Origin of the sequence: Roseateles sp. DAIF2, assembly GCF_015624425.1 — a bacterium.
GTDB lineage: Bacteria > Pseudomonadota > Gammaproteobacteria > Burkholderiales > Burkholderiaceae_C > Kinneretia.
In genome coordinates this window covers 5,710,821-5,734,679 of record NZ_CP049919.1, presented here as the reverse complement: position 1 = coordinate 5,734,679, position 23,859 = coordinate 5,710,821, and the positions used below count along the sequence as shown (strand labels likewise).

The 23,859-nt window shown below is 70.3% G+C and carries 17 protein-coding genes; 8 read left to right on the top strand and 9 right to left on the bottom strand.

What is annotated here, in order from left to right; all coding sequences use genetic code 11:
- Window position 1: 1 nt before the first annotated feature.
- A complete protein-coding gene (locus G8A07_RS26395) occupies window positions 2–379 on the bottom strand; it encodes a DUF2946 family protein (RefSeq protein WP_195794873.1) in 378 nt (125 codons plus the stop codon).
- Between the two features lie 50 nt (window positions 380–429).
- On the bottom strand, window positions 430–2,697 hold the full coding sequence (locus G8A07_RS26390) for a cation-translocating P-type ATPase (RefSeq protein ID WP_195794872.1): 2,268 nt from the start codon (window positions 2,695–2,697) through the stop codon (window positions 430–432).
- Between the two features lie 54 nt (window positions 2,698–2,751).
- Between G8A07_RS26390 and G8A07_RS26385 the strand changes: the two genes are divergently transcribed.
- Together G8A07_RS26385 and G8A07_RS26380 are read left to right on the top strand one after the other, a co-directional pair.
- On the top strand, window positions 2,752–3,204 hold the full coding sequence (locus tag G8A07_RS26385) for a Cd(II)/Pb(II)-responsive transcriptional regulator (protein ID WP_371816397.1): 453 nt from the start codon (window positions 2,752–2,754) through the stop codon (window positions 3,202–3,204).
- Between the two features lie 267 nt (window positions 3,205–3,471).
- Window positions 3,472–7,077 (top strand): AAA family ATPase, encoded by a 3,606-nt coding sequence (locus tag G8A07_RS26380; RefSeq protein WP_195794871.1) that lies wholly within the window; start codon window positions 3,472–3,474, stop codon window positions 7,075–7,077.
- A 29-nt stretch (window positions 7,078–7,106) separates the two neighbouring features.
- Here the strand turns inward: G8A07_RS26380 and G8A07_RS26375 are convergent, their stop codons facing one another.
- The 3 genes from G8A07_RS26375 to G8A07_RS26365 all read right to left on the bottom strand — a co-directional run bounded on the left by G8A07_RS26375 (window position 7,107) and on the right by G8A07_RS26365 (window position 12,411).
- Window positions 7,107–9,053 (bottom strand): glycine-rich domain-containing protein, encoded by a 1,947-nt coding sequence (locus G8A07_RS26375; RefSeq protein ID WP_195794870.1) that lies wholly within the window; start codon window positions 9,051–9,053, stop codon window positions 7,107–7,109.
- A gap of 306 nt (window positions 9,054–9,359) precedes the next feature.
- Window positions 9,360–11,687 (bottom strand): diguanylate cyclase domain-containing protein, encoded by a 2,328-nt coding sequence (locus G8A07_RS26370; RefSeq protein WP_195794869.1) that lies wholly within the window; start codon window positions 11,685–11,687, stop codon window positions 9,360–9,362.
- Between the two features lie 49 nt (window positions 11,688–11,736).
- Complete coding sequence (locus G8A07_RS26365; protein ID WP_195794868.1) at window positions 11,737–12,411, bottom strand: metalloregulator ArsR/SmtB family transcription factor; 675 nt, start codon at window positions 12,409–12,411, stop codon at window positions 11,737–11,739.
- 73 nt (window positions 12,412–12,484) lie between these two features.
- On the opposite strand from G8A07_RS26365, the gene G8A07_RS26360 reads away from it, so the two are divergent.
- Window positions 12,485–13,918, top strand: a complete 1,434-nt coding sequence (locus tag G8A07_RS26360) for an MFS transporter (protein ID WP_195794867.1) — start codon at window positions 12,485–12,487, stop codon at window positions 13,916–13,918.
- Window positions 13,915–14,400 carry a DUF2165 family protein gene (locus G8A07_RS26355; RefSeq protein WP_195794866.1) on the top strand — a complete coding sequence of 162 codons (486 nt, stop codon included), beginning with the start codon at window positions 13,915–13,917 and terminating at the stop codon, window positions 14,398–14,400. Before G8A07_RS26360 ends, G8A07_RS26355 begins: the two co-directional genes overlap by 4 nt.
- 27 nt (window positions 14,401–14,427) lie before the next feature.
- Here G8A07_RS26355 and G8A07_RS26350 read toward each other — a convergent pair whose 3' ends face one another.
- A complete protein-coding gene (locus G8A07_RS26350; RefSeq protein WP_195794865.1) occupies window positions 14,428–15,216 on the bottom strand; it encodes an exodeoxyribonuclease III in 789 nt (262 codons plus the stop codon).
- Window positions 15,217–15,451: 235 nt separating this feature from the next.
- Here G8A07_RS26350 and G8A07_RS26345 point away from each other — a divergent pair, with 235 nt between their 5' ends.
- The 3 genes from G8A07_RS26345 (at window position 15,452) to G8A07_RS26335 (ending at window position 19,152) form a co-directional block, all read left to right on the top strand.
- A complete protein-coding gene (locus tag G8A07_RS26345; protein WP_195794864.1) occupies window positions 15,452–17,689 on the top strand; it encodes a TonB-dependent receptor in 2,238 nt (745 codons plus the stop codon).
- Between the two features lie 126 nt (window positions 17,690–17,815).
- Window positions 17,816–18,490 carry an orotate phosphoribosyltransferase gene (pyrE, locus tag G8A07_RS26340; protein ID WP_195794863.1) on the top strand — a complete coding sequence of 225 codons (675 nt, stop codon included), beginning with the start codon at window positions 17,816–17,818 and terminating at the stop codon, window positions 18,488–18,490.
- Entirely contained in the window at window positions 18,490–19,152 is a 663-nt protein-coding gene (locus tag G8A07_RS26335; protein WP_195794862.1) for a hypothetical protein, read from the top strand. The genes pyrE and G8A07_RS26335 overlap by 1 nt, the downstream gene beginning before the upstream one ends.
- 60 nt (window positions 19,153–19,212) lie before the next feature.
- Here G8A07_RS26335 and gatB read toward each other — a convergent pair whose 3' ends face one another.
- The 3 genes from gatB to gatC are packed head-to-tail and all read right to left on the bottom strand — an operon-like array spanning window position 19,213 to window position 22,478.
- Window positions 19,213–20,670: an Asp-tRNA(Asn)/Glu-tRNA(Gln) amidotransferase subunit GatB gene (gatB, locus tag G8A07_RS26330; protein WP_195794861.1), complete on the bottom strand. Its 1,458-nt coding sequence runs from the start codon at window positions 20,668–20,670 to the stop codon at window positions 19,213–19,215.
- A 3-nt stretch (window positions 20,671–20,673) separates the two neighbouring features.
- Window positions 20,674–22,179, bottom strand: a complete 1,506-nt coding sequence (gene gatA / locus G8A07_RS26325; protein WP_195794860.1) for an Asp-tRNA(Asn)/Glu-tRNA(Gln) amidotransferase subunit GatA — start codon at window positions 22,177–22,179, stop codon at window positions 20,674–20,676.
- Window positions 22,179–22,478, bottom strand: coding sequence for an Asp-tRNA(Asn)/Glu-tRNA(Gln) amidotransferase subunit GatC (gatC, locus tag G8A07_RS26320; protein WP_195794859.1), 300 nt, complete (start codon window positions 22,476–22,478; stop codon window positions 22,179–22,181). Before gatC ends, gatA begins: the two co-directional genes overlap by 1 nt.
- A gap of 287 nt (window positions 22,479–22,765) precedes the next feature.
- Between gatC and G8A07_RS26315 the strand changes: the two genes are divergently transcribed.
- Window positions 22,766–23,809 (top strand): rod shape-determining protein, encoded by a 1,044-nt coding sequence (locus G8A07_RS26315; protein ID WP_195794858.1) that lies wholly within the window; start codon window positions 22,766–22,768, stop codon window positions 23,807–23,809.
- Window positions 23,810–23,859 lie beyond the last annotated feature (50 nt).

The following is a 23,859-nucleotide window of genomic DNA, read 5'->3' as shown; positions in this document are numbered from 1 at the left end:
ATCAATCGCTTGCGAGAACGGCGCTGTGTGGCGGCCGGATCAACTGCTCGGGCAGGCCGGCGGTGACCGTGCGCCGGTAGGGGGTGACCGTGAACTCGGCCGGCGGGGGCGGCAGGGCCTCCAGCCGCGGCATCAGCAGCGCGGGGGCGGCGACATGGCAGCTGGGGCAGTCGACATCGATGCCGCCGTTGCCGTCGCTGCCGCCATGGTCATGGTCGGCCTCATGCTTGTGCTCATGGTGGCCGAAATGCGGCGGCGCGCTGCTGCCGTCCGCGTTGACGACCATCTCCTCATGCTGGCAAACGCTGGCCGCGGCCGCCCAGGTCCATTGGACCGGCAGCAGGGCAAGCATCAGGATCAGCACGAGGCGACGCAGCATGATGGGGCCGGAGTGTAACCAGGGTGAATGACGGTTCGCGCTCGGCCGGATTACCGCGCCGTCGGTTTTGTCGTGGCCAGGCCGCGCCAGCGCAGCAGGCGCAGGCCGTTCAGCACCACCAGCGCGCTGGCGCCGGCGTCGGCGAACACCGCCAGCCACAGCGAACCCAGGCCGAACAGGGTCATCAGCAGCACCACGGCCTTCAGGCCCAGCGCCAGCACGATGTTCTGCCACAGCACCGCGGCGCTGCGGCGCGACAGCGCGATGAACTCCGGCAGGCGCCGCAGATCGTCCTGCATCAGCGCGACATCGGCCGCCTCGATGGCAATGGCCGTGCCGCCGGCGCCCATCGCGATGCCGATGTCGGCACGCGCCAGGGCCGGCGCGTCGTTGATGCCGTCGCCGACCATCGCCACCGGGCCCGGCAGCGCGGCGATCGCGGCCAGCTTGTCGTCCGGCAGCAGGCCGCCATGCACCTCGTCCAGCCCGACCGCGCGGCCCACCGCGGCGGCCGCGCCGGGGTTGTCGCCCGACAGCATCACGCAGCGCAGGCCCAGCTCATGCAGCTGGCGGATCACCGCGGCGCTGTCGGCGCGCGGCGGGTCGGCCACCGCCAGCAGCGCCACCGGCTGGCCCTCGCGCGCCAGCACATTGACGGTCTTGCCCTCGGCCTCCAGGCGCTCGCGCTCGGCCCCGCCGTCCGGCAGGCCGCGCTCGCGCATCAGCCGCGCGCTGCCCAGCAGCCAGGTCTGGTCATCGATGCTGCCGGCAAGGCCGCGGCCGGCCAGCGACTCAAAACTGTCGACCGTCAGCAGCGGCAGGTCCTTCGCGTCATGCGCCGCGACGATCGCCGCCGAGGCCGGATGGGTGGAGAGCGCGGCCAGCGAGGCCGCGATATGCAAGACCTGACCCCGCTCCAGCGCAGTGTCCAGCGCCAGCGCGTCGGTCAGCACCGGCCGGCCCTCGGTCAGGGTGCCGGTCTTGTCCAGCGCGATGGTCTTCAGGTGCCGACCCTGCTCCAGGTAGAGCCCGCCCTTGATCAGGAGGCCGCGGCGCGCGGCGGCGGTCAGGCCGCTGACGATGGTCACCGGGGTCGAGATCACCAGCGCGCAGGGGCAGGCGATCACCAGCAGCACCAGGGCGCGGTAGAACCAGTCGCTCCAGTCCTGGCCGGCCATCAGGAGCGGCGGCAGCACCGCCAGCGCCACCGCGCCGAGCACGACGATCGGCGTGTAGATGCGCGCGAAGCGGTCCACGAAGCGCTGGGTCGGCGCGCGCTGGCCCTGGGCCTGCTGCACGGCCTCGGCCATGCGGTCCAGCAGGGTCTGGCCCTTCGGTGCGGTGACCTCCATCTCCAGGAGGCCGGCCTGGTTGACGCTGCCGGCCAGCAGCAGGTCGCCCGCGCCCTTGGCCACCGGCAGGCTCTCGCCGCTGATCGCGGCCTCGTCGACGCTGGATTCGCCGCTCAGCACGCGGCCGTCCAGCGCGACCCGCTCACCGGGCCGCACGCGCAGCCGCGCGCCCAGCGGGATCAGGGCGGCCTCGCGCGGCTGCCATTGGCCGTCGCCCTGCAGCATCAGCGCGCTCTCCGGCGCCAGCGCGGCCAGGGCCTGGATCGCCTTGCGCGCCCGCTCCAGGCTCAGCGCCTCCAGCATCTCGGCCAGGCCGAACAGCCAGACCACCATCGCGGCCTCCGGCCATTGGCCGAGGATGATCGCGCCGATCACCGCCAGGCTCATCAGCAGGTGGATGTTCAGCTGCAGATGACGCAGCGCGATCACGCCCTTGCGCAGGGTCGGCAGGCCGCCCAGGCCCAGGGTGGCCAGCACCAGCAGGACCACCGCGGGATGGGTATCGCCCCAGCCGGCGAAGGCCAGCGCCTCGGCCGCGACCGCGGCCACGCCGGCCAGGCCCATCAGCCAGCGCTGGCGGCGCGAGACGGCCGGGCCGGGCGTCGGGGCCGGCTTGGCCTCGTCCAGCGCCCGGGCCTGCATGCCGGTGGCGGCGACCGCGCGCAGCAGCGGCGCCTCGTCGTCCAGGTGGTGGTCGACGCTCAGCACCCGCCCCAGCAGGTCGAAATGCAGGGCCGCGACGCCGGGCAGCGGCGTCAGCGCCTGGCGCAGCAGCGCCTCCTCGGTCGGGCAGTCCATGCCGGCGATATAGAGCCGGCTGCGGCGCGCGCCGGCCGCGGCCTCGGGCGGGGCGGAGGCCCCAGCGGCGGCAGGGGCATCATGCCCATGGTCATGGTGGGAATGGCCGCCGCAGCAGGTGGAATCGGCGGGGGCCGGGGCCGGATGGTCGTGGTGTCGATGAGCCATGGCGTGATTGCACAGTCTGTAGCGGCTCCAGAGTCAAGCTATGCTTGGGGCACCATGATGCGAATCGGCGCCTTGTCCCAGGCCACCGGGGTGGACATCGAAACCATCCGCTTTTACGAGAAGAGCGGCCTGCTGCCCGCCCCCGCGCGCAGCGACAACGGCTATCGCGCCTACACCCAGCAGCATCTGGAGCGCCTGGCCTTCATACGCCATTGCCGCGCGCTGGACATGTCGCTGGCCGATGTGGCGCTGCTGCTGGAAAGCCTGCAGACCACCGACGCGGCCCGGCTGGCCGAGGTCGACGCGCTGGTCGCCGCGCAGCTGGCCAAGGTGCGCGCCCGCCTGGCCAGCATGCAGGCGCTGGAGAAGCAGCTGGTGGCGTTGCGCGAACGCTGCGACGCCGACCATGCCCACCATGGCTGCGGCATCCTGCAGGAGCTGGTCGCCGCCGCGCATGGCGAGGCCTGCGCCTGCCATGGGGTGTCGAATGGCGCTCCGGCGCCCTAGCCATGAGGGCTGGACACCCGGTGCAGGCACTGGCGCGGCAATCGGATTGGACCATCGCGGCCCCTCCCGCGATGGCGGATGTGCCGGCTTGCTGGGACCGTATCTGTGGTGCGTGCGGGCAGCCGAACCGCACGGGTGAGGAACGCTCGACGCCGGCGGGCCGGCGGCATCCCGAGTCGCTCTGCTGCCCGGGTTCCTGAACCGATGTCTCCTTCCCTTCACATCCGTCTGCTGGGTGTCCCGCGGCTACGCCGTCACGGCCGCGACGTGACCGAGCAGGTCAAGTACCGCAAGGGCTTCGCCGTACTGGCCTACCTGTCGATGCTCCCGGGCCAGTGGATCGCCCGCGGGCAGCTGGCCGGCCTGCTCTGGCCGGCGCTGGCGCCGCCCGCGGCCTTGACCAACCTGAGGCAGGTGCTGAACAACCTGTCGCGCGTGCTCAACGAGGGCCACGACGGTGCGGTGCTGCGCAGCGACCGCGAACGTGTCGCGCTGTTTGCGGATGGGCGCTCCGTTGCGGTCGATCTGGACTGGCTCGATCCGCGGCGGATCATGGAACTGGGCCTCGGGCCGTTCGAGGCCGACGACTGGCTGCTCACCGACTTCGAGCCCCGCCAGAGCGAACTGGGCGGCTTGCTGCTCGAAGGCCTGACCCTGGATGTCGGCACCGAGTTCAAGGCCTGGCTGGCGCGAACTCGCCAGGCGCTGGAGACCGTGAGGCTGCAACTGCTGCAACGCTTGTGCCACGCGCAGGAACGGGCTGGACGCCATGCGGCCGCAACGATCAGCGCGCGCGCCGTGGCGGCGGCCGATCCCCTGAACGAGGCCGCCGCGGGCCGGTTGATGCGTCTGCTGATGTGCTGCGGCGACCGCCGCGGTGCGCAGGAGGCCTTCGACAGGCTGGAGCATGCGCTGATGGCCCAGCTCGGCGCCAGGCCGTCGCGTGCGACGCGGCAGCTGCTTGATGCCCCGTTGGCCGGTGTCGACAGCGTTATCGCAGCGCCATCGCCATCGATACCAGTCATCGGCCCGCAGGCCGAAATGCGCTGGGTCACGGTGGTGGATCTGCGCTTCGCCGAACTGCAGGGCGACCTGCTGCCGGCCATTGGCCTGGCGCAGGAGCTGATGCGCGGCTGGGGGGCCCTGGTGTTCCCGGTGATCGGCCGCAGCCTGTGCGCCTGCTTCGGCGCGGAGGCTGCCCATGAGCGCAGTGCCGTGCGCGCCATGCTGGCCGCACAGGCGGTGCTGGCCGCCTTGGGCGGCCGGGTCCCGGTGAGCATCGGCGCCAGCGCGGGTCGCGTGGTTTGCAGTCGCCGGCAAGACGTACCCTGGGACATCGTGGGCGACGCCCCCGAGGCGGCACGCCTCATCAGCCCGCTGGCCGCGCCGGGCAACTTGCTGGCGAGCGAGGCCGTCGCGCAGGAGGTGCGCGATCACTTCAAGGTGGAGGCGCTGGACGGCCGCTGGCGGGAGGGCGAGCAGGTCCTCTACCGCGTCGACGTGGCCGCGCGGCCCGACGCTGGCCACGGCCGCTCGCAGATGGATACCGGCCCGATGGTCGGGCGCTCGCGCGAGCTTGCGGTGCTGCATCAGCGCTGGCTGCAGGCGCAGTGCGGCCAGCCGCAGTGGGTTGCGCTGCGCGGTGAGCCCGGCATCGGCAAGACCCGGCTGGCCCGGGGCTTTGCGGTGCAGGCACGGTCCAGTGCCGAGGGCGACGCCGCACCCGCCCTGGTCATCGTCTGGCCCTGCGCCTTGCAGCACCAGCATGTGTCGCTGGCACCGCTGCGCTCTGCGCTGGCCAGGTATTGCCGCATCGGTGGCCATGAATCGGCCAGCGAGCGCGAGGCCCTGCTGCGCCGCGGCATGGCGCGCTGGCTGCCGGCCGGCGAACTGCGCCGCCTGGCGCCGCAGTTCGCCACGCTGGCCCGGCTGCTGGAGCCGGTGCGGCACGGGCATGACAATGTGCCGGTGGCCGGCCAGCACAAGCAGGAGCTGTTCGAGGCGGTGTTCGATCTGCTCGATGCGCTGGCCCTGCGGCAGCCGGTGCTGCTGGTGGTCGACGATCTCCACTGGTCCGACGAGGGCACGCGCGAGCTGCTGTCACGCTACGCCGGGCTCTTCGCCGCGCAGCACATCATGGTGCTGATGACCACGCGACCGGAGGTCGGCCTGCCCCATGCCGGTACCGAGCCGGTGTGGCTCGACGTGCCACCGCTTGATCACGAGGCCGCGGAACAGCTCGCCGCGGCCCAGGACGCGTACCACCTGCTGACGCCCGCGCAGCTGCGCGAGATCACCGCCGGTTGCAGCGGCATCCCGCTGTTCATCGAGCATCAGACGCGGCGTGTGCTCGAAGGCAGCAGCCAGCATGTGATGCCGATCGGCGAGCTGCTGCAGGCGCAGCTCGACCGGCTGGGCGCGTTCAAGCCGGTGGCTCAGGTGGCCGCCGTGCTCGGCCAACGCGTGGACACCCGGTTGCTCGCCCGGCTGCTGCCTCAGGCGGATGTGAACGCCGTGCTGCAGGTGGCTGAGAGCCTGCACCTGATGGTGGGCGCCGGCGACGCGGCCTGCATGTTCCGCCATGCGCTGATCCGCGACGCCGCCTATGCGAGCCTGCCGCAGACCGCGCAACGCGACTGGCACGGCCGGATCGCCTCCTTGCTGCAGGCCGAACCGGGCGTTCTGCCCGGCGAGCTCGCGCAGCACTTCGATGCCGCCGCGCAATGGCCCGAGGCGGTGGTGTGGTGGCAGCGCGCGGGCCGCGCCGCACTGGCGCAGGAGTTCGCGGCCGACGCGATGCGGCATTTTCAGCGTGCCCTCGAACTCGCCACCACGCATGGCGTGCTGGACGCCGGGGCCTTGTGGTCGCTGCGACTGGCGTTCGGCCGCGCGGCGCTGGTGTGCCAGGGCTATGGGTCGCCGCACGCCTACCGCGAGTTCGAGGCGGTGTTCAACGAGGTGGATGCCATCGGCGCGCCCACCGAGGCCGACCGGCAGTTGCGCTTTGTCGCCTTGTCGGGTGTGTACTGGGGCGCGGCCTCGCAAGGCCGCAATGACGGCATCAAGGTGGCTCGCCAGCTCGAAGGACTGGCCGCCGGACCTTCGCAGCGCCTGATGGCCTGCTTTGCGCTGGGCAACTCGCTGTTCTGGGCCGGACGCTTCGAGGAAGCCCTGCGCTATCAGTCGGAAGGGGCCGCTTTGTCGCTGCAGTTGCCGGCCGCCGAGCGCCTGCGCTACAGCGGCGACGACCTGGCGGTGCTGATTCGCGGCTTCCAGGCATGGAACCTCTGGTTCCTCGGCGACGATGAAGGCGCCTGCCGGGTGGCCGATGAAGGCATCGCGCTGGCGCGCGAGGGGCAGAAAGCTCATGCGCTGTGCTTCGTGCTGAGCTTCGCGGCGGCCATGCGCATGAGCATGCGCGACGTGTCGGGCGTGCGACGCCATGCGCTCGAAGGTCTGCAGCTCGGCACGCGCTTCGGCTTCCCGCTCTGGCAGGGGACCAATGGACTCTTTGACCTGTGGGCGCAGGCCGAGCTGGGGCTGGTGTCGGACCCGGGCCCGGTGTTGCGGGCGGCCGAGCAGATGCGGCAGGCCTACCAGGCCGGCACGGCCACCGCGCGCTGGATCGTTGCCTCGGCGCTGGTGCGGCTGGGTCTGCACGTCGATGCCTTGGCCTTCATCGAGCAGGCGCTCGCGGATGCGGAGGCCTTCGAGGACCATTACTGCCGCGCGGACCTGCTGCTGCTGTCCGGCCGCTGCCTGGCCGCGCAGGGCCAGGCGGTGCTGGCGCGACAGCGGCGCGATGCGGCCGAGCAGCTGGCGCAGGCCCAGGGCGCACGCGGCCTTCTGGCGCAGCTGGCAGCACTGGACTGAGGCCCCGCGCATGCCTGGGCCTGCGGGGCTCACTTCAAGGGCAGGATGATCAGCATGCCGCTGCCGCCGTTCGTCGCCAGAGCCTCGCCCGCCTTTCGATAGCCATGGCCGCCAGCGCCGGGCGTGCCGGCGATGCCGGCGCCCTGCGTGCCGCTGGCCGCGAGGCCCGGCGTCCACGACAGGCCGAGGGCCGGTGCCGCGAACGACGCGCTCCCGCCGATGCCGGGCTGGCCGAGCGTTGTCGAGCCGTCGTCACTGCTGAAGATGGTGTGCGTGCCGGCGGTGCCGCCCGTGGCCGAGAGAACGGTGATCCCTTGATAGATCACCTTGGAGTCGCCGCCGCGGCCCGATGAGGGCGGGGGCGAGGTGGTCGAAATCAGGATGCCGGTGTTCGCCGCGACGCCGCCCGTTCCGGCCGTGACATCGAGCGTGTCGCCCGGCGTCACCGCGAGATAAGCGCGCTGGTACGCCCCGGAACCGCCGCCGGCCGCGTCGTCGGCGCCCCATACCGGGCTGCTGACTTGCGCGCATGCGATGGTGCGGCAGTTGAATGCGTTGCCGCCGGCGCCGCCACCGCCCCAGGCTTCGATCAGCAGGGCATGCACTCCCGCGGGGACGACGTAGGTGCCGGCGCCCGTGAAGACGGCCGCGCCGGGGCCTGCGGGGCCCGTGGGTCCGGTGGGTCCCGTGGGTCCCGTGGGGCCCGTCGCGCCATGGCAGGCATAGCCGACGGAGCTCACCTCGGGCGCGTCCAGGGTGCCGTTGCGGTTGTTGTCCAGGCCGCTGCTGATCTTGCTGCCGCCCTGCGGGCAGGTCGCGCCGGCCCCGACAGGCTCCACCATGCTCAGGCTGTTCAGGCCGTTGTCGCCGGGAGTTCCGTTGCAGACGTAGCTTGTCGACTGCACCTCGCCGGCTGACAGCGTGCCGTCGCGATCCGTATCGAGGCCCGCGCTGATGCGCTGGCCACCGGCGGCGCAATGCGCGCCTGCGGGCTCGTTGCTCATGAGCACCCGGGTGGTCAGCCCGCTGCTGCCGCTGGTGCCATGGCACAGGTACTGCACCGAGCTGATTTCGCCGACCGAAAGCGTGCCGTCCCGATTGCCATCCAGGCCGGACGAAATCCGGTTGCCGCCGGCGGGGCAGTTCGCACCCGCGGGCTCGGCTTCAACGCGGAACAGGCTGTTGCTGCCGTCCTGGCCGTTCGCGCCGTCCCGACCATCGTTGCCGCGCGCGCCGTGGCACAGGTAGCGCGTGGAGGTGACTTCCTCCGCGTCCAGCAGGCGGTTGCGGTTGGCGTCCGCGCCGGCGGTGATACGCACGGCACCGGCTGAGCAGCCGGCCGCCCCGACCACGTTCTCCATCGCCATGAGGCTGCCGAGGCCCTCCTGGCCGCTGGCGCCTGAGCTCCCGGTTGCGCCCGTGCACAGGTAGGCCGTGGACTGCACCTCGTTGCCGTCGAGGACGCCGTTCGCGTTGAGATCCAGGCCGGCGTCCAGGCGCACACCGCCCGTCGGGCAATGGGCACCCGGCAGTTCGGGCGTCTGCGCAATTCGGGTGGACAGGCTCTTGCCGCCCTCGCTGCCGTTGCACAGGGTGTGGAGCTTGCTCACTTCCTGCGCATCGAGCACGCCGTTGCGATTGGCGTCCAAGCCCGCCATCACCTTGCTGCCGCCCGCCGGGCATTGCGCCCCCGGCGGCTCGACGGCGAGGTCGATGAGGCTGCTCGCGCTGCCGGTGGGCGTGGCCGTGTCGCAGACATAGCGGGTGACGGTCACTTCATCGGCATCGAGTTGGCCATTGCCGTTGCGGTCCTCGCCGGAAGCCAGCCTGGTGCCGCCTGCCGCGCAATGCGCGCCGGGCGGCTCGGCACCCATGCTGAGCAGCGGCTTGGCCTTGCTGTCGGTCGGCGTATCGACCGGCCTGCTGTCGCCACCGCCACCGCCGCAGCCCGCCAGCGTCAACACCATGCAGGTCATGGCGAGAAGCGCCTTGCCGACTCTCCGAGCCCCAGCGGGCGATTGTTTTCCTGACAGTTGTTGCTGTGAACCCACCATGACTCCTCGTCGCGCCCGCATTTTTCCGGCTGCGGTCCCTCTGCCCGGATGGACAGCGGGCGCGAAGTCTAGGCGTCTGCCGTAAGAGCAACGTAAGAGCCTCCCGGTGCGGTCGGTGGCGGGAGCTGGGCATGCCGGCGGGCGAGGCTGCGATGTTTGTGCGACGCCGAGCGCCTGGCCGGATGGTCGAAGCCGGCTCGTCGCGTTCGGTGCCGAGGAGCCTGCCGTTCAAGAGCGGGGCGGCGGATCCGGCATCGCCGGCCGCCGCAGCTCCACCAGCCCCGCGCCGTGCAGGGTCTGCAGGCTCAGCGGGCCGGCGGGCAGGGCGGCATCGGGCCGCGGCAGCACGCCCAGCCAGCCGTCGCGGCCGTTCTGCTTGACCCAGTACAGGGCCTGGTCGGCCAGCTCCAGCACCTCGTTCCAGGCCAGATGCTCGCGGTCGGCGCGGCGCATCGGGAGCAGCGCATAGCCGACCGAGCAGGTGACGGTCAGCGCGCGGTCCTGGCCGAGCAGGAAGGGCTGGCGGTGGAAGGCCTCGCAGAAGCGCTGGGCCTGCAGCGAGGCATGCTCCATCGAGGCGCGGCGCGCGACCACCAGGAACTCCTCGCCGCCCCAGCGCACCACATGGCTGGACCTGCGGCTGCAGGCGCGGATGCGCTGCGCCACCTGCGCCAGCACCTGGTCGCCGGCCTCATGGCCATGGTTGTCGTTGATCGACTTGAAATGGTCGATGTCGACCAGGTAGAAGATCAGGCAGTCCTCGCGCGAGGCCTCGTTGCGCAGCGCCAGCGCGGCGTCGGATTCGATGTGCTGCAGCAGGTAGCGGCGGTTGCGCAGGCCGGTCAGCGGGTCGGTCAGGCTGGTCTCGCGCAGCGCCTCGTTGGCCTGGCTGAGCGCCTGGTTGCTGCGCTCCAGCTCGGCGGTGCGCTGCGCGACGCGCAGCTCCAGCGTCTCGTTGGCCTCCAGCAGCGCGCGATGGATCTGGCGCGTGCGCCGATGCGCCTCCAGCTGGCTGGCCTGGGCGCCCAGATGGGCGGCGAACAGCACCTCGTCACGCGACCAGGGCTGGCCGTCGCGCTGCCGCGTCGCGACCAGCATGCCGACCAGGCGCTCCTGCTGGTACAGCGGCACCTCCAGCGCGGCGCGGATCTGCAGCCGCTCGGCCAGCGCACCCAGACGCGCGAAGTCGGGATGGGTGCGGATGTCGTGCAGCACGCGCAGCTCGGAGCGCTCGGCGAACTGCGGGCGCAGGGTGTCCACATAGCGGCGCATGTCGTCCTCGAGCGGCTGCAGCGCGGCCGCGGGGCTGGCGGCCTGGGCGCCGAGCGCGACGCCGCCGTCCGCATCGTCGTCGTTCCATTCCCAGACCGAGACCCGGTCGGCCCGCAGCACGCCCAGCCCGGCCTGGCAGAGCAGCTGCAGGCCGGCGGCCTTGTTGTCGCCGCCCAGCTGCGGCAGCGCCTGGCTGACGGCCAGCAGCTGCTCCAGCGGCGGGCGCTCGCTGAGGTCGTACTGCCGCAGCGCCTCCAGATTGCCGGCCACATGCAGCTGGTGCACCAGCTCGGTCTGCAGGCGCTTGGCGGCGCGGGTGTGGTGCAGCGCGCCGGCCAGGTCGCCGGCCCGCTCGGTCAGCCGGGCCAGCGCCTCGTGGCAGTCGGCCAGCTGGCGGCGCGCGCCGGCCGCCTCGGCCTGGCGCAGCGCCTGGTGGTAGGCCGCGGCGGCCTGGTCGGTCTTGCCCTGGCGCGCCAGGATCTCGGCCCAGGTGCGGTAGATGCCGCTGAGCAGCCAGCCGTTGCCGGCCGTCTCGGCCAGGTGGCGGGCCTCGGCCAGCGGCGCCAGCGCCGCGTCCGGGTGGCCCAACTGCAGGCCCAGGTCGGCCAGCTGCCACAGGCTCTCGCCGACGTAATGGCGGATGCGGCCGCGCCGCGCCGCGGCCAGCGCGCGCTCGAACTGCTCGCGCGCCGCCTCCGGCGCACCGATCACGCGCAGGTTGAAGCCCTGGTTGATCGCGACCTTGCTGATCAGGTAGTCGTCGCCCAGGGTCTCGGCCAGCACGCTGGCGTCGCCATGCAGGCGCGCCGCGGTCTTGCCGTCGCCCAGCGCGTCGTAAACCTGGCCCAGGCCGATGCGTGCCTCCACCTCGGCGTCGACGCAGGCGCCGAGCCGGGCGATGTCGATCGCCGAGGCCCAATGCTGCGCCGCCTCGCGGTACTCGCCCTGGCCGTAGCGGATGCGGCCGACCGCGCACAGCATGCGCGCGCTCTCGGCGTTCCAGCCCCGCTCGCGCGCCTGGCCATGGCAATCCAGCAGCCGCGGCAGCAGCGGCCCGGCGGCGCCCATCACCTCGACGCAGCGAAAGCGCGCGTGTTCCAGCTCGATGCGCCGGCGTGTCAGCGCCGGCGGGGTCGGGTCTTGCTCCAGCAGCCGGCCCAGCAGGGCGCCGATCAGGCGCGGGTGGCGGAACTCGCTGCGGCGCAGCCAGCGCGACGCGGCCGGCAGCGCGTCGGCGTCCGGGCAGCTCGGGTGAGGGTCGCGCAGGGGATGGGGCCGCGGCATGCGGCGCATTCTCGGGCCGTTTGTCGACCCCACCAATGAAGGAAAGCGCCTAGGCGGACCGTGCGGGCTGCGCCCCGGTGATGCGATAGACGCAGCGCGTCGCACCGGCCAGCAGATGCTGCTCGCGCCGGACCTGGGCCTCGGCGCCGGCCACCTCCTGGAACAGCTGCAGCTCGGAGCGGCAGAAGCCCTGGCAGCTGCGCGCGGCGATGCAGATCGGGCAATGGTCCTCGATCAGCAGCCAGTCGTCCGCGTCGCGCTCGACGCGCGCCATGTAGCCCTCTTCGCTGCGGACGGCGGCGAGCTGTTCGAGCCGCTGCTGCAGGCTCGACCCATCGCAGCGCTGCAGATAGGTGGCCCGGGCACCGGCCTCGCGCTGCGCGATCAGTCGGTTGAGCCCTTCCTCGCCGAACACCTGGCGCACCGAGTCGATCATCTGCACGGTCAGCTGCGCATGCATGTCCGGGAAGCGGCCGTTGCCGGCCGCGGTCAGCACCCAGTTCTGGCGCGGGCGGCCGACGCCGGACACCGCCTCCTGCCGGCCCTCCAGCAGGCCCGACGCCACCAGCTTCTGCACCTGCTGGCGCGCCGCCTCCGGCGTCATGCCCAGCGCCGCGGCCAGCGCGGCGGTCGAGGCCGCGCCCCGGCTCTTGACGAAGAACAGGATGCGATCGGCCGTCGGCAGGTCTGTTTGATTTTCAAAGTGCTTGCTTGTGTAAATCATGGTGGCACTTTAATATCCAAGTAATTGCTTTGATTTTAGGCCGATCCGGCCTTCCCGTCTGCTGCCGTTGTCCATGAGTTCCGAATCTCCTCCATCCCCCGCTGCCGCCCCGTGGAGCGCGCTGTTCACCGGCACCAACGGCTGGCTGGCCCTGGCCCTGACGGGTGGCGTGGCGCTGCATGCGATCAATGTGCATATCGTCACCACCGTCCTGCCCTCGGTGGTCCAGGACATCGGCGGCCTGGACTGGTACGCCTGGAACACCACGCTCTTCGTGGTGGCCTCGATCGTCGGCGCCGTGCTGTCGGTCCGGCTGCTCGCGGCGGCGGGGCCCCGTAGCGCCTGTCTGGCCGCCCTGGCGGTCTTTGCGCTCGGCTCGGCTCTGTGTGCGGGCGCGCCGTCGATGCCCTGGATGCTGATCGGACGCAGCGTGCAGGGGCTGGGCGGCGGCACCCTGGCCGCCCTGAGCTATGCGCTGATACGGATCGTCTTCCCGCCCGTGCTGTGGCCGCGCGCCGTGGCCCTGGTGTCCGGCATGTGGGGCGTGGCGACCCTGTGCGGGCCCGCGGTGGGCGGCCTGTATGCGCAGGCCGGGCATTGGCGCTGGGCCTTCTGGACGCTGTTGCCGGTCTCGCTGCTGCAGACGCTGCTGGTCGCGCTGAAGCTGCGCGGGGGCGCGGCCGGCCAGCCGCGGGCGGGGCTGCCGCTGCCGCAGGTCGCCTTGCTGGCGGCCTCGGTTCTCGCGGTGGCGGCGGGTGGCTTGGCGCCGGGGTTGGCGTTGCAGGGCCTGGGCGTCGCTGCGGGGCTGGCGCTGGGCGCGGCGGCCATCGCCTGGGACCGCCGGGCGAGCGTGCGCCTGCTGCCCACCGGCGCCACGCGGCTGCGATCGCCGCTGGGCGCGGTCTACGCCAGCGTCGCCCTGCTGCTGGTCGGCACCACCACCGAGATCTTCGTGCCCTATTTCCTGCAGACCCTGCATGGCCACACGCCGCTGGCGGCGGGCTACCTGACCGCCGCGATGGCGGCCGGCTGGAGCGCGGGCTCGCTGCTGTCCTCCGGTTGCGGGGGTGACCGGGCTGCGCGCCTGCTGCGGGCCGGGCCGGTGTTGTGCACGGCCGGCCTGCTGGCCCTGGCGCTGCTGGTGCCGGCCGGCGCGGGCCTGCCGGCGCGCGCCTTCAGCGCGCTCTGCGGCGTCGCGCTGGCCTGCGTCGGGGCCGGCGTGGGCCTCGGCTGGCCGCACTTGGTCACGCGCGTCATGACCCTGGCGCCGAGCGGCGAAACAGGCACCGCGTCGGCCGCCATCACCACGGTGCAGCTCTATGGCATGGCCATCGGCGCGGCTGTCGCGGGGTTGCTGGCGAATGCGGCGGGGCTCACCCGCCCGGGCGGCTTGGCCGGTGCGCAGTCCGCCGCCGTCTGGCTGTTCGCCAGCTTCGCGCTGGCGCCCGCCGGAGCCGCGCTGCTGGCGCAGCGGATCACCCGCCGAGCCGGACGGGAGGCTCGATGAAGCTGCAGCTCTCGCTGGCGCTGTTCCTGTCGGTCCACGCCCTCGGCCTGGCGGTCTGGCTGAGCATCAGCGCGATCAACAACATCCGCGCCTTCGCCGGCTCGGCGGCCGCGGTCGGCGCGACGATGTCGATGGCGCCGCTGCGCCAGCCGCCCGCGATCGACACGCCGCTGCTCTCGCGGGCGATCGCCTCGCCGGCCCTGCATCGCCTGGCGCTGCTGGGGGTGCTGGCGCTGCAGCTCGCGGCCGCGGGCGCGGGCTGGGCGGGCTGCTGGCAGCTGCTGGTCGTCGGCGACCTGGGCGCGGCGCGGCCCTGGCTGAACCTGGCCCTGAGCGGCTTCACCGCCTTCCTGTTCGCGATGCACCTGGGCGGCCTGTGGTTCGGCTACTGGATCCGCCAGGAGGGCCTGCAGCTGACCCATGTCGCGCTGCTGATCTGGGCCGTCGTCGCCTTCTTCCTCTTCAATACGCCGTGGGCTTGAGCGGGCCGGGTCCGGCCCGGCGGCGCCTCAGAGCTTGAAGTCGTAGTCGATCGTCAGCGGCGCATGGTCGCTGAACTTGGTACCGGTGAAGATGGCCTCGCGCTGCGCCAGCGCGGCCAGCTTGGGCGTGGCGAAGTGGTAGTCCAGGCGCCAGCCCACGTTCTTCGCATAGGCCTGGCCGCGGTTGCTCCACCAGGTGTATTGCTCGGGCTTGTCGTTCAGGGTGCGGAACACGTCGACCAGGCCGCCCTGCTCGGGATCGATCAGCTGGGTGACCCAGGCGCGCTCCTCGGGCAGGAAGCCGCTGTTCTTCAGATTGCCCTTCCAGTTCTTCAGGTCGATCTCCTTGTGGGCGATGTTGACGTCGCCGACCAGGATGAACTCGCGCTCGGACTTCAGCTGCATCAGGTGCGGATACATCGCGGCCAGGAAGCGGAACTTCGCCTGCTGGCGCTCCTCACCGCTGGAGCCGCTGGGGAAATAGCAGCTGATCAGGCTGAGCTTGCGGCCGGGCTTGTCGAAGCGCTTCTCGATCCAGCGGCCCTCGAGGTCGAACTCCTCGACGCCGATGCCATAGATCACGTCGCTCGGCTCCTCCGCGGTGTAGAGGCCGACGCCGGAGTAGCCCTTCTTCTGCGCGTAGTGGAAATGGCCCTTCAGTTTGTCGTGGGTGCAGAACACACCCTCGACCACATCGTTCTGGGCCTTGACCTCCTGCACGCCGACCGCATCGGCTTGCTGCTGCGGCATCCAGTCGAAAAAGCCCTTGGTGGCGGCGGAGCGGATGCCGTTCAGATTGGCGGTGATGAAGCGCATGGCGGAGAGGGAAAAAGCTCGGTGGAGGCGCCGCAGTATCGCAGCCGGGTCGCTTAGGGTTTTTCGCGACACAAAAACCCCGCGTTTGTGACAGTGAGGTGACTTCTCGGCATGCGAATTGCTAGATTCGGGCGCTTGTCGGAGATCGCCCAGGCGGTGCCCGACAGACACAAAAAAGCAAAACACCCCTTTCCCTTCTAGACCTCCTCTCAAAGCTTCCCCGGAGTACGACTGCATGAGCAACAAGCCACAAGCCACGCGCCCCCTGCAGCTGGCCCTGTCGGTGAGCCTGGCGCTGGCCGCCTGGCCCGCCCTGGCCCAGACCACCAGCGACAAGACCCAGCTGGAAACCGTCACGATCACGGCCGAGCGCCGCGTCGAGAACATCAAGGACGTGCCGACCGCCGTCTCCAGCATCAGCGGCGAAAAGCTCGAGGTGCTGAACTCCTCGGGCCAGGACGTGCGCTTCCTGTCGGGCCGCGTGCCCAGCCTGAACATCGAATCCTCGTTCGGCCGTGCCTTCCCGCGCTTTTACATCCGCGGCCTGGGCAACACCGACTTCCGCCTGAATGCCTCGCAGCCGGTCTCGCTGATCTATGACGATGTGGTGCAGGAGAACCCGATCCTGAAGGGCTTCCCGGCCTTCGACATGAAGAGCATCGAGGTGATCGCCGGCCCGCAGGGCACGCTGTTCGGCCGCAACACGCCGGCCGGCGTGGTGAAGTTCGAGTCGGTCAAGCCCTCGAAGAAGCAGGAGGGCTACTTCAACGTGTCCTACGGCACCTACGGCACGGCCAATGCCGAGGGCGCCTTCAACCTGCCCCTGGGCGGTGCCTGGTCGGCCCGCCTGTCGGCCCAGGTCCAGCGCCGCGACAACTGGGTCAAGAACCAGCTGCCCACCGCCGTGACCAAGGAAACCGAGGGCTACAACGACCGCGCGGTGCGCCTGCAGGCCCTGTACGAGCCGGGCCAGGACTTCAGCGCCCTGTTCAATGTGCACAACCGCGAGCTCAAGGGTTCGCCGCGCATGTTCCGCGGCAACGTCATCAAGCCGGGCAGCAACAATGAGCTGGTGGACGGCTTCGATCCCGAGAAGGCCTATTTCGATGGCCAGAACACCCAGCGCCTGCACGCCACCGGCGGCAGCGCTCGCCTGAAATGGGGCTTCGACGGCTTCAACCTGCATTCGATCACCGCGATCGAGGCGGTCCAGCCCTTCAGCCGCGCCGACATCGACGGCGGCTACATCTATCACAACCCCTTCTCCGCCGATCCGCGCCCCACGCCCTATGCCGGCGGCGAAGGCCATGCCACCTGGCAGATGGAGACCTCGGACGCCCTCAAGAACCATCGCCAGCTGAGCCAGGAGCTGCGCGTCGAGTCCACGACCGCCGGCCCGCTGCGCTGGCAGGGCGGTCTCTACCTGTTCGATGAGCGCTACGACATGGTGCAGGGCGACTATGCGACCCCGACCCCCTCGTTCGTCGTGACCCGCCAGACCAACAAGGCCTGGGCCCTGTTCGGCTCGGTCAACTATCAGCTGAGCCCGGCGCTGAACGTGCGCGGCGGCCTGCGCTACACCCAGGACAAGAAGGACCTGGCCCTGCAGTCCGGCACGGTCAACACCAGCAACGGCACCAGCGCCAGCACCGACAACAAGAAGGTCAGCTGGGATCTGTCCGGCACCTACGCGCTGAGCAAGGAGATCAATCTCTACGCCCGCGTTGCCACCGGCTTCCGCGCCGCGTCGATCTACCCGGCTAGCGGTTTCGGCCCGCTCAGCCAGGCCCGCCCGGAAACCGTCACCTCCTATGAGGCCGGTGTGAAGTCGGAGTTCTGGGACCGCCGTGCGCGCCTGTCGGCCAATGTGTTCACCTACACGGTGAAGGACCAGCAGATCACCGCGGTCGGCGGCACCAGCAACTTCAACACCCTGCTCAATGCCAGCAAGGGGCAAGGTCGCGGCTTCGAACTGAACCTGGATCTGATCCCGATCGACAACCTGCTGCTGACCCTCGGCACCAGCTACAACGACACCGAGATCAAGGACCGGACCCTGGCCCTGCCACGCTCGGGCAGCAACCCCGTCGTGCTGGATCCCCTGGTGGCCGGCGGCAACTACAGCATCTCCGGCAATGTGCTGCCGAATGCGCCGAAGTGGATCGCCAACGTCACGGCCCGCTACGCGATCCCGATGCCCTCCGGCGACGAGTTCTTCATCTACACGGACTGGGCCTACCGCTCCAAGGTCAACTACTTCCTGTACGACTCGAAGGAGTACACCGGCCGGGCGCTGCTGGAAGGCGGCCTGCGCCTGGGCTACATCTGGGGCAATGGCAAGTACGAGGCGGCCGTCTTCGGCCGCAACATCACCAACCAGATCCGCGTCACCGGGGCCATCGACTTCGACAACATGACCGGCTTCATCAACGACCCGCGCACCTACGGCGTCCAGTTCAAGGCGCTGTTCTAAAAAACAGCCACCACGAACGGCCCCGCGCCGAGGCCCGGCCCCTTGTTTAGGGGCCGGGCCTTTTTCCTTGGGGTGGCGCCCTATCTACAATGCGTGCCGATTCCAACCCGCACCTATCGCCATCCCATGAGCAGCCGTACCCCCGATCCCCTGGCCCAGGAATTCGTCGCCTTCGCGGTGGAGGCGGGCGTGCTGCGTTTCGGCGAGTTCAAGACCAAGGCCGGGCGCCTGTCCCCCTATTTCTTCAATGCCGGGCTGTTCGACGACGGCGCCAAGCTGGGCCGCCTGGCCGGCTTCTACGCGCAGCGCCTGATCGCCTCCGGCCTGCCCTTCGACATGATCTTCGGCCCGGCCTACAAGGGCATCACGCTGGCAGCGGCGGTCTCGATGGAGCTGGCGCGCCTGGGCCACAACAAGCCCTTCGCCTACAACCGCAAGGAAGCCAAGGACCATGGCGAGGGCGGCACCCTGGTCGGCGCGCCGGTCAAGGGCCGGGTGCTGATCATCGACGACGTGATCTCGGCCGGTACCTCGGTGCGCGAGTCGATCGCGATGATCCAGGCCGCCGGCGCCACGCCCTGCGGCGTGGCGATCGCGCTGGACCGCCAGGAAAAGGCGGCCGAGAATGGCGTCGACATGGCCTGGTCGGCGGTCCAGTATGTGACGCAGCAGCTGCAACTGCCCGTCACTGCGATTGCCGGCCTGGCGGACCTGTTGCAGTATCTCCAAACCACCAGCCATCCCGCCGCTGCCGGCCACCAGGCCGCGGTGCAGGCCTACCGAGACCGCTACGGAGTCTGATGCACAAGACCGCTGCCGCCGCCGCTGCTGTTTCCCTCTCCCTGATCGGTCCGCTGCTGGCCGCCGGTGCCTGGGCCCAGCCCAAGGGCGGTGGCATCGGCGCGATCTACAGCTGCGTGACGGCCGACGGCCGCCGGCTGACCTCGGACCGGCTGATCTCCGAGTGCAACAGCCGCGAGCAGCGCATCCTGAATGCCGATGGCTCGCTGCGCGCGATCGTGCCGCCGGCGATGTCGCCGGAGGAACGCGCGGCCTACGAGGCCAGGGAGCGCAAGGCGGCGCTGGAGCGCGCGGCGCTGCAGGATGCGGTGCGGCGCGATCGCAACCTGATGCAGCGCTACCGCAACGAGGCGGCGCACCAGGCGGCGCGCGAGGCGGCGCTGGACGATGTCAACAAGGCCATGCAGGTGTCCGAGAAGCGCGTGCAGGAACTGGCTACCGAGCGCAAGCCGCTGCTCGACGAGGCCGAGTTCTACAAGGGCAAGGCGATGCCGGCCAAGCTGCGCCAGCAGCTTGACGCCAACGAGGTGGCGGCCGAGGCGCAGCGCGTGCTGATCGACAACCAGAAGGCCGAGCTGGTGCGGGTCAGCAAGCTCTATGACATCGAGCTGGCGCGCTTGAAGCGGCTCTGGGCGGGGGCGCCGCCCGGCAGTCTGGACTGACGACGCGTCAAGAAGAAAACCGGGTCGAGGCCCGGTTTTTTCTGGTCAAGTCGACGAGGCTTAGCCGAGTTTTTTCTTCAGCAGCTCGTTCACTGCGGCCGGATTGGCCTTGCCCTTGGTGGCCTTCATGGCCTGACCCACGAGGGCGTTGAAGGCCTTTTCCTTGCCGGCGCGGAACTCCTCGACCGATTTCGCATTGGCGGCCAGCACCTCGTCGAGGATGCGCTCCAGCTCGCCGGTGTCGCTCATCTGCTTCAGGCCCTTGGCCTCGATGATGGCGTCCACCTCGCCGCCGACGGTCCAGAGTTCCTCGAACACCTGCTTGGCGGCGTTGTTCGAGATCGTGCCGTCCTGGATGCGCTGGATCAGCGCCGCCAGGGTGGCGGGCGTCACCGGCGCGGCCTCGATGCCGCGCTCCTCGGCATTCAGCCGGCGCGAGATCTCGCCCATGATCCAGTTGGCCACCAGCTTGGGCGCCTTGCAGGCCTCGCGGGCGGCCTCGTAATAGCGCGCAGTGCCCAGGCTCTGGGTCATCATCGTCGCGTCATAGGCCGGCAGGCCGTCGACGCTCTCGAAGCGCGCCGCCATCACCGCCGGCAGCTCCGGCATCTCGCCCTTGACCCGCTCCACCCATTCCGGCGCGATCACCAGCGGCGGCAGGTCGGGGTCGGGGAAGTAGCGGTAGTCGGCCGAGTCCTCCTTGCTGCGCATCGCGCGGGTCTCGCCGGTGTCGGGGTTGAACAGCACGGTGGCCTGCTGGATGCTCAGTCCATCCTCGATCTGGTCGATCTGCCAGTTCACCTCGTAGTCCACCGCCTGCAGCAGGTAGCGGAAGCTGTTCAGGTTCTTGATCTCGCGGCGCGTGCCATAGGGTGCGCCGGGCTTGCGCACCGAGACGTTGACGTCGCAGCGGAACGAGCCTTCCTGCATATTGCCGTCGCAGATGCCCAGCCACATCACGAGGGCGTGCAGGGTCTTGGCGTACTCGGCCGCCTCGGCGCCGGAGCGCATGTCGGGCTCGGAGACGATTTCCAGCAGCGGCGTGCCGGCGCGGTTCAGGTCGATGCCGCTCTGACCGTGGTAGTCCTCGTGCAGGCTTTTTCCCGCGTCCTCTTCCAGGTGCGCGCGGGTCAGGTTGACCGAGTGCTTGACGTCGCCGACGAAGAACTCGATCTTGCCGCCCTGCACCACCGGGATCTCGAACTGGCTGATCTGGTAGCCCTTGGGCAGGTCGGGGTAGAAGTAGTTCTTGCGCGCGAAGATTGACAGCGGTGCCACCTTGGCGCCGACCGCCAGGCCGAAGCGGATCGCGCGCTCGACCGCGGCGCGGTTCAGCACCGGCAGGGTGCCGGGCAGGGCCAGGTCGACCGGGCTGGCCTGGGTGTTGGGCTCGGCGCCGAAGGCGGTGGAGCTGCCGCTGAAGATCTTCGATTGGGTGGACAGCTGGACATGGTTCTCCAGCCCGATCACCACCTCATAGCCCCGGATCAACGGTGAAGTCAGTTTGCTCGTCGTCATAACTCAATATCCGGCCGGAGCCTGTTGGTGCCAGTCGGTCGCCTGCTGCAGCGCATGGGCGGCATGCAAGAGCTGACCCTCCTTGAAATAGTTGCCCAGCAGCTGCAGGCCCACCGGCATGCCGCCCTCGCCGAAGCCCACCGGCACGCTCATGCCGGGCAGGCCGGCCAGCGAGCCGGGCAGGGTGAAGATGTCGGCCAGGTAGGCCTTGACCGGGTCGGCATCCTTCTGGCCGGCCTGCCAGGCCACCGTCGGCGCCACCGGGCCGGCGATCAGGTCGCATTGGGTGAAGGCCTGCTGAAAGTCGTCGGCGATCATGCGGCGCAGCTTCTGCGCCTGCAGGTAGTAGGCGTCGTAGTAGCCATGGCTCAGCACATAGGTGCCGATCATGATGCGGCGCTTGACCTCGGCGCCGAAGCCCTCGGCACGGGTCTTCTTGTACATGTCCAGCAGGTCGCCGTACTCGGCGGCGCGGTGGCCGAACTTGACGCCGTCGAAGCGGGAGAGGTTCGAGCTGGCCTCGGCCGGCGCGATGATGTAGTAGACGGGAATCGCCAGCTCGGTGCGCGGCAGGCTGACGTCTACCAGGGTGGCGCCCAGCTTCTGCAGCTGGGCCAGGCCCTCGCGCACCGCCTTGTCCACATCGGCCGACAGGCCGGCCGGGAAGAATTCCTTGGGCAGGCCGATGCGCAGACCGCGCAAGGGCTGGGCCGCCGTGGCGCCCTCGCGCGCGGCCAGCATCTGGGCATGGAAGTCCTGCGGCGGCTGCTGGATGCTGGTGGCGTCGCGCTCGTCGAAGCCGCTCATCGCGGACAGCAGCAGCGCGCAGTCCTCGGCCGAGCGGGCCATCGGGCCGGCCTGGTCCAGGCTGGAGGCGAAGGCGATCATGCCGTAGCGGCTGCAGACGCCATAGGTCGGCTTGATGCCGGTGATGCCGGTGAAGCTGGCCGGCTGGCGGATCGAGCCGCCGGTGTCGGTGCCGGTGACGGCCGGCACCAGGCGGGCCGCCACCGCGGCGGCCGAGCCGCCCGAGGAGCCGCCCGGCACGCGGCTGGCGTCCCAGGGGTTGGCGACCGGCTTGTAGGCCGAGTTCTCGTTGGCCGAGCCCATCGCGAACTCATCGCAGTTCAGCTTGCCCAGGGAGACGGTGCCGGCCGCGGCCAGGCGCGCCACCACGGTGGCGTCGAAGGGGCTGCGGTAGCCGGCCAGCATCTTCGAGCCGGCGGTGGTGGGCATGTCCCGGGTGACGAAGATGTCCTTGTGCGCCATCGGCACGCCCAGCAGGGCGCCCGCCTCGCCGGCGGCGCGGCGGGCATCGGCCGCGTCGGCCGCGGCCAGCGCGGCCTCGGCATCGACATGCAGGAAGGCGCCCAGCGCCGCGTCGTGAGTGGTAACTCTTGCAAGCAGCTGCGTCGTCGCCTCGCGGCTGGAAACGGCCTTTTCGGCCAGCGCGCGGCCCAGTTCGGCCACGCCCATCTGATGCAGGGATTGGGTTCTTGTCGTCGTCATTATTCGATCACCTTCGGCACCAGGAACAGGCCGTCCTCGACGGCCGGAGCGCTGCGCTGGTTCAGCTCGCGCTGGTCGGTCTCGGTGACCGCGTCCTCGCGCAGGCGCAGCTGGACGTCCTGCACCGCGGAGAGCGGGGTGTACAGCGGCTCGACGCCGCTGGTGTCCACCGCGCTCATCTGCTCGACGATGGAGAAGAAGCCGTTGAGCTGACCGAGCAATGCGGCCTGCTCGGAATCGGCCAGTTCCAGCCGCGCCAGATTGGCGATGCGGCTGACATCTTGAGGGGTCAGGGCCATGGGTCGGGCGTATCGAAAAGTGGCAAAAACAAAGGCCCGATGCGGGCTTGCGCTACCAAGAAAGCAGGGGTGATCGGGTATTATCGCCGCCTAACTCCATGACAACGGGGCTGCGTGGCTTTCCCTGGTCCGCGCGGCCTCGTCGCACATGGTGCGAACAAGTCCGATGGCAGCCCTCAGGTGATTCTGGGGCTGCCTCTTTTTGAACCGCCCAGCCCCCCAAGCCAGCCCTCAGCGCGATCTCATCCACCGGCTCAGATGCTCTGAAGGCGCTTCTCCCACACACCATGTTCGCTTCCCTGCGTCGCTATTTCTCGACCGACCTCGCCATCGACCTCGGCACCGCCAACACCCTGATCTACGTTCGCGGCAAGGGCATCGTGCTCGACGAGCCCTCGGTCGTCGCCATCCGCCACGAGGGCGGTCCCAACGGCAAGAAGACCATCCAGGCCGTCGGCGCCGAGGCCAAGGCCATGCTCGGCAAGGTGCCCGGCAATATCGAGGCGATCCGCCCGATGAAGGACGGCGTGATCGCCGACTTCACCGTCACCGAGCAGATGCTCAAGCAGTTCATCAAGATGGTGCACGACTCGAAGATGCTCAAGCCGAGCCCGAGGATCATCATCTGCGTGCCCTGTGGCTCGACCCAGGTCGAGCGCCGCGCTATCCGTGAGTCCGCGCTGGGCGCCGGCGCCTCCGAGGTCTACCTGATCGAGGAACCGATGGCCGCCGCGATCGGTGCCGGCCTGCCGGTCTCGGAAGCCTCCGGTTCGATGGTGGTCGACATCGGCGGCGGCACCACCGAGGTCGGCGTGATCTCGCTGGGCGGCATGGTCTACAAGGGCTCGGTCCGCGTCGGCGGCGACAAGTTCGACGAGGCCATCATCAACTACATCCGCCGCAACTACGGCATGCTGATCGGCGAGCCCACCGCCGAGGCCATCAAGAAGAACATCGGCTCCGCCTTCCCCGGCTCCGAGGTCAAGGAGATGGAGGTCAAGGGCCGCAACCTCAGCGAGGGCGTGCCGCGCAGCTTCACGATCTCCAGCAACGAGATCCTGGAAGCCCTGACCGACCCGCTGAACCAGATCGTCTCGGCGGTGAAGAACGCGCTGGAGCAGACCCCGCCCGAGCTGGGCGCCGACATCGCCGAGCGCGGCATGATGCTGACCGGCGGCGGCGCGCTGCTGCGCGACCTGGACCGCCTGCTGGCCGAGGAAACCGGCCTGCCGGTGCTGGTGGCCGAGGACCCGCTGACCTGCGTGGTGCGCGGTTGCGGCATGGCGCTGGAGCGCATGGAGCGCCTCGGCTCCATCTTCACCTCGGAGTAAACGCCAGCGACGGGGCCTGCGGGCCCCTTCTTCGTTCCAACGCGGTCTGA

Excerpts from the sequence above, each read along its gene's own strand:
- G8A07_RS26395 (WP_195794873.1), bottom strand. The coding sequence starts at position 379 with ATGCTGCGTCGCCTCGTGCTGATCCTGATGCTTGCCCTGCTGCCGGTC.
- G8A07_RS26390 (WP_195794872.1), bottom strand. The coding sequence starts at position 2,697 with ATGGCTCATCGACACCACGACCATCCGGCCCCGGCCCCCGCCGATTCC.
- G8A07_RS26385 (WP_371816397.1), top strand. The coding sequence starts at position 2,752 with ATGATGCGAATCGGCGCCTTGTCCCAGGCCACCGGGGTGGACATCGAA.
- G8A07_RS26375 (WP_195794870.1), bottom strand. The coding sequence starts at position 9,053 with ATGACCTGCATGGTGTTGACGCTGGCGGGCTGCGGCGGTGGCGGTGGC.
- G8A07_RS26370 (WP_195794869.1), bottom strand. The coding sequence starts at position 11,687 with ATGCCGCGGCCCCATCCCCTGCGCGACCCTCACCCGAGCTGCCCGGAC.
- G8A07_RS26365 (WP_195794868.1), bottom strand. The coding sequence starts at position 12,411 with ATGATTTACACAAGCAAGCACTTTGAAAATCAAACAGACCTGCCGACG.
- G8A07_RS26360 (WP_195794867.1), top strand. The coding sequence starts at position 12,485 with ATGAGTTCCGAATCTCCTCCATCCCCCGCTGCCGCCCCGTGGAGCGCG.
- G8A07_RS26355 (WP_195794866.1), top strand. The coding sequence starts at position 13,915 with ATGAAGCTGCAGCTCTCGCTGGCGCTGTTCCTGTCGGTCCACGCCCTC.
- G8A07_RS26350 (WP_195794865.1), bottom strand. The coding sequence starts at position 15,216 with ATGCGCTTCATCACCGCCAATCTGAACGGCATCCGCTCCGCCGCCACC.
- G8A07_RS26345 (WP_195794864.1), top strand. The coding sequence starts at position 15,452 with ATGAGCAACAAGCCACAAGCCACGCGCCCCCTGCAGCTGGCCCTGTCG.
- pyrE (WP_195794863.1), top strand. The coding sequence starts at position 17,816 with ATGAGCAGCCGTACCCCCGATCCCCTGGCCCAGGAATTCGTCGCCTTC.
- G8A07_RS26335 (WP_195794862.1), top strand. The coding sequence starts at position 18,490 with ATGCACAAGACCGCTGCCGCCGCCGCTGCTGTTTCCCTCTCCCTGATC.
- gatB (WP_195794861.1), bottom strand. The coding sequence starts at position 20,670 with ATGACGACGAGCAAACTGACTTCACCGTTGATCCGGGGCTATGAGGTG.
- gatA (WP_195794860.1), bottom strand. The coding sequence starts at position 22,179 with ATGACGACGACAAGAACCCAATCCCTGCATCAGATGGGCGTGGCCGAA.
- gatC (WP_195794859.1), bottom strand. The coding sequence starts at position 22,478 with ATGGCCCTGACCCCTCAAGATGTCAGCCGCATCGCCAATCTGGCGCGG.
- G8A07_RS26315 (WP_195794858.1), top strand. The coding sequence starts at position 22,766 with ATGTTCGCTTCCCTGCGTCGCTATTTCTCGACCGACCTCGCCATCGAC.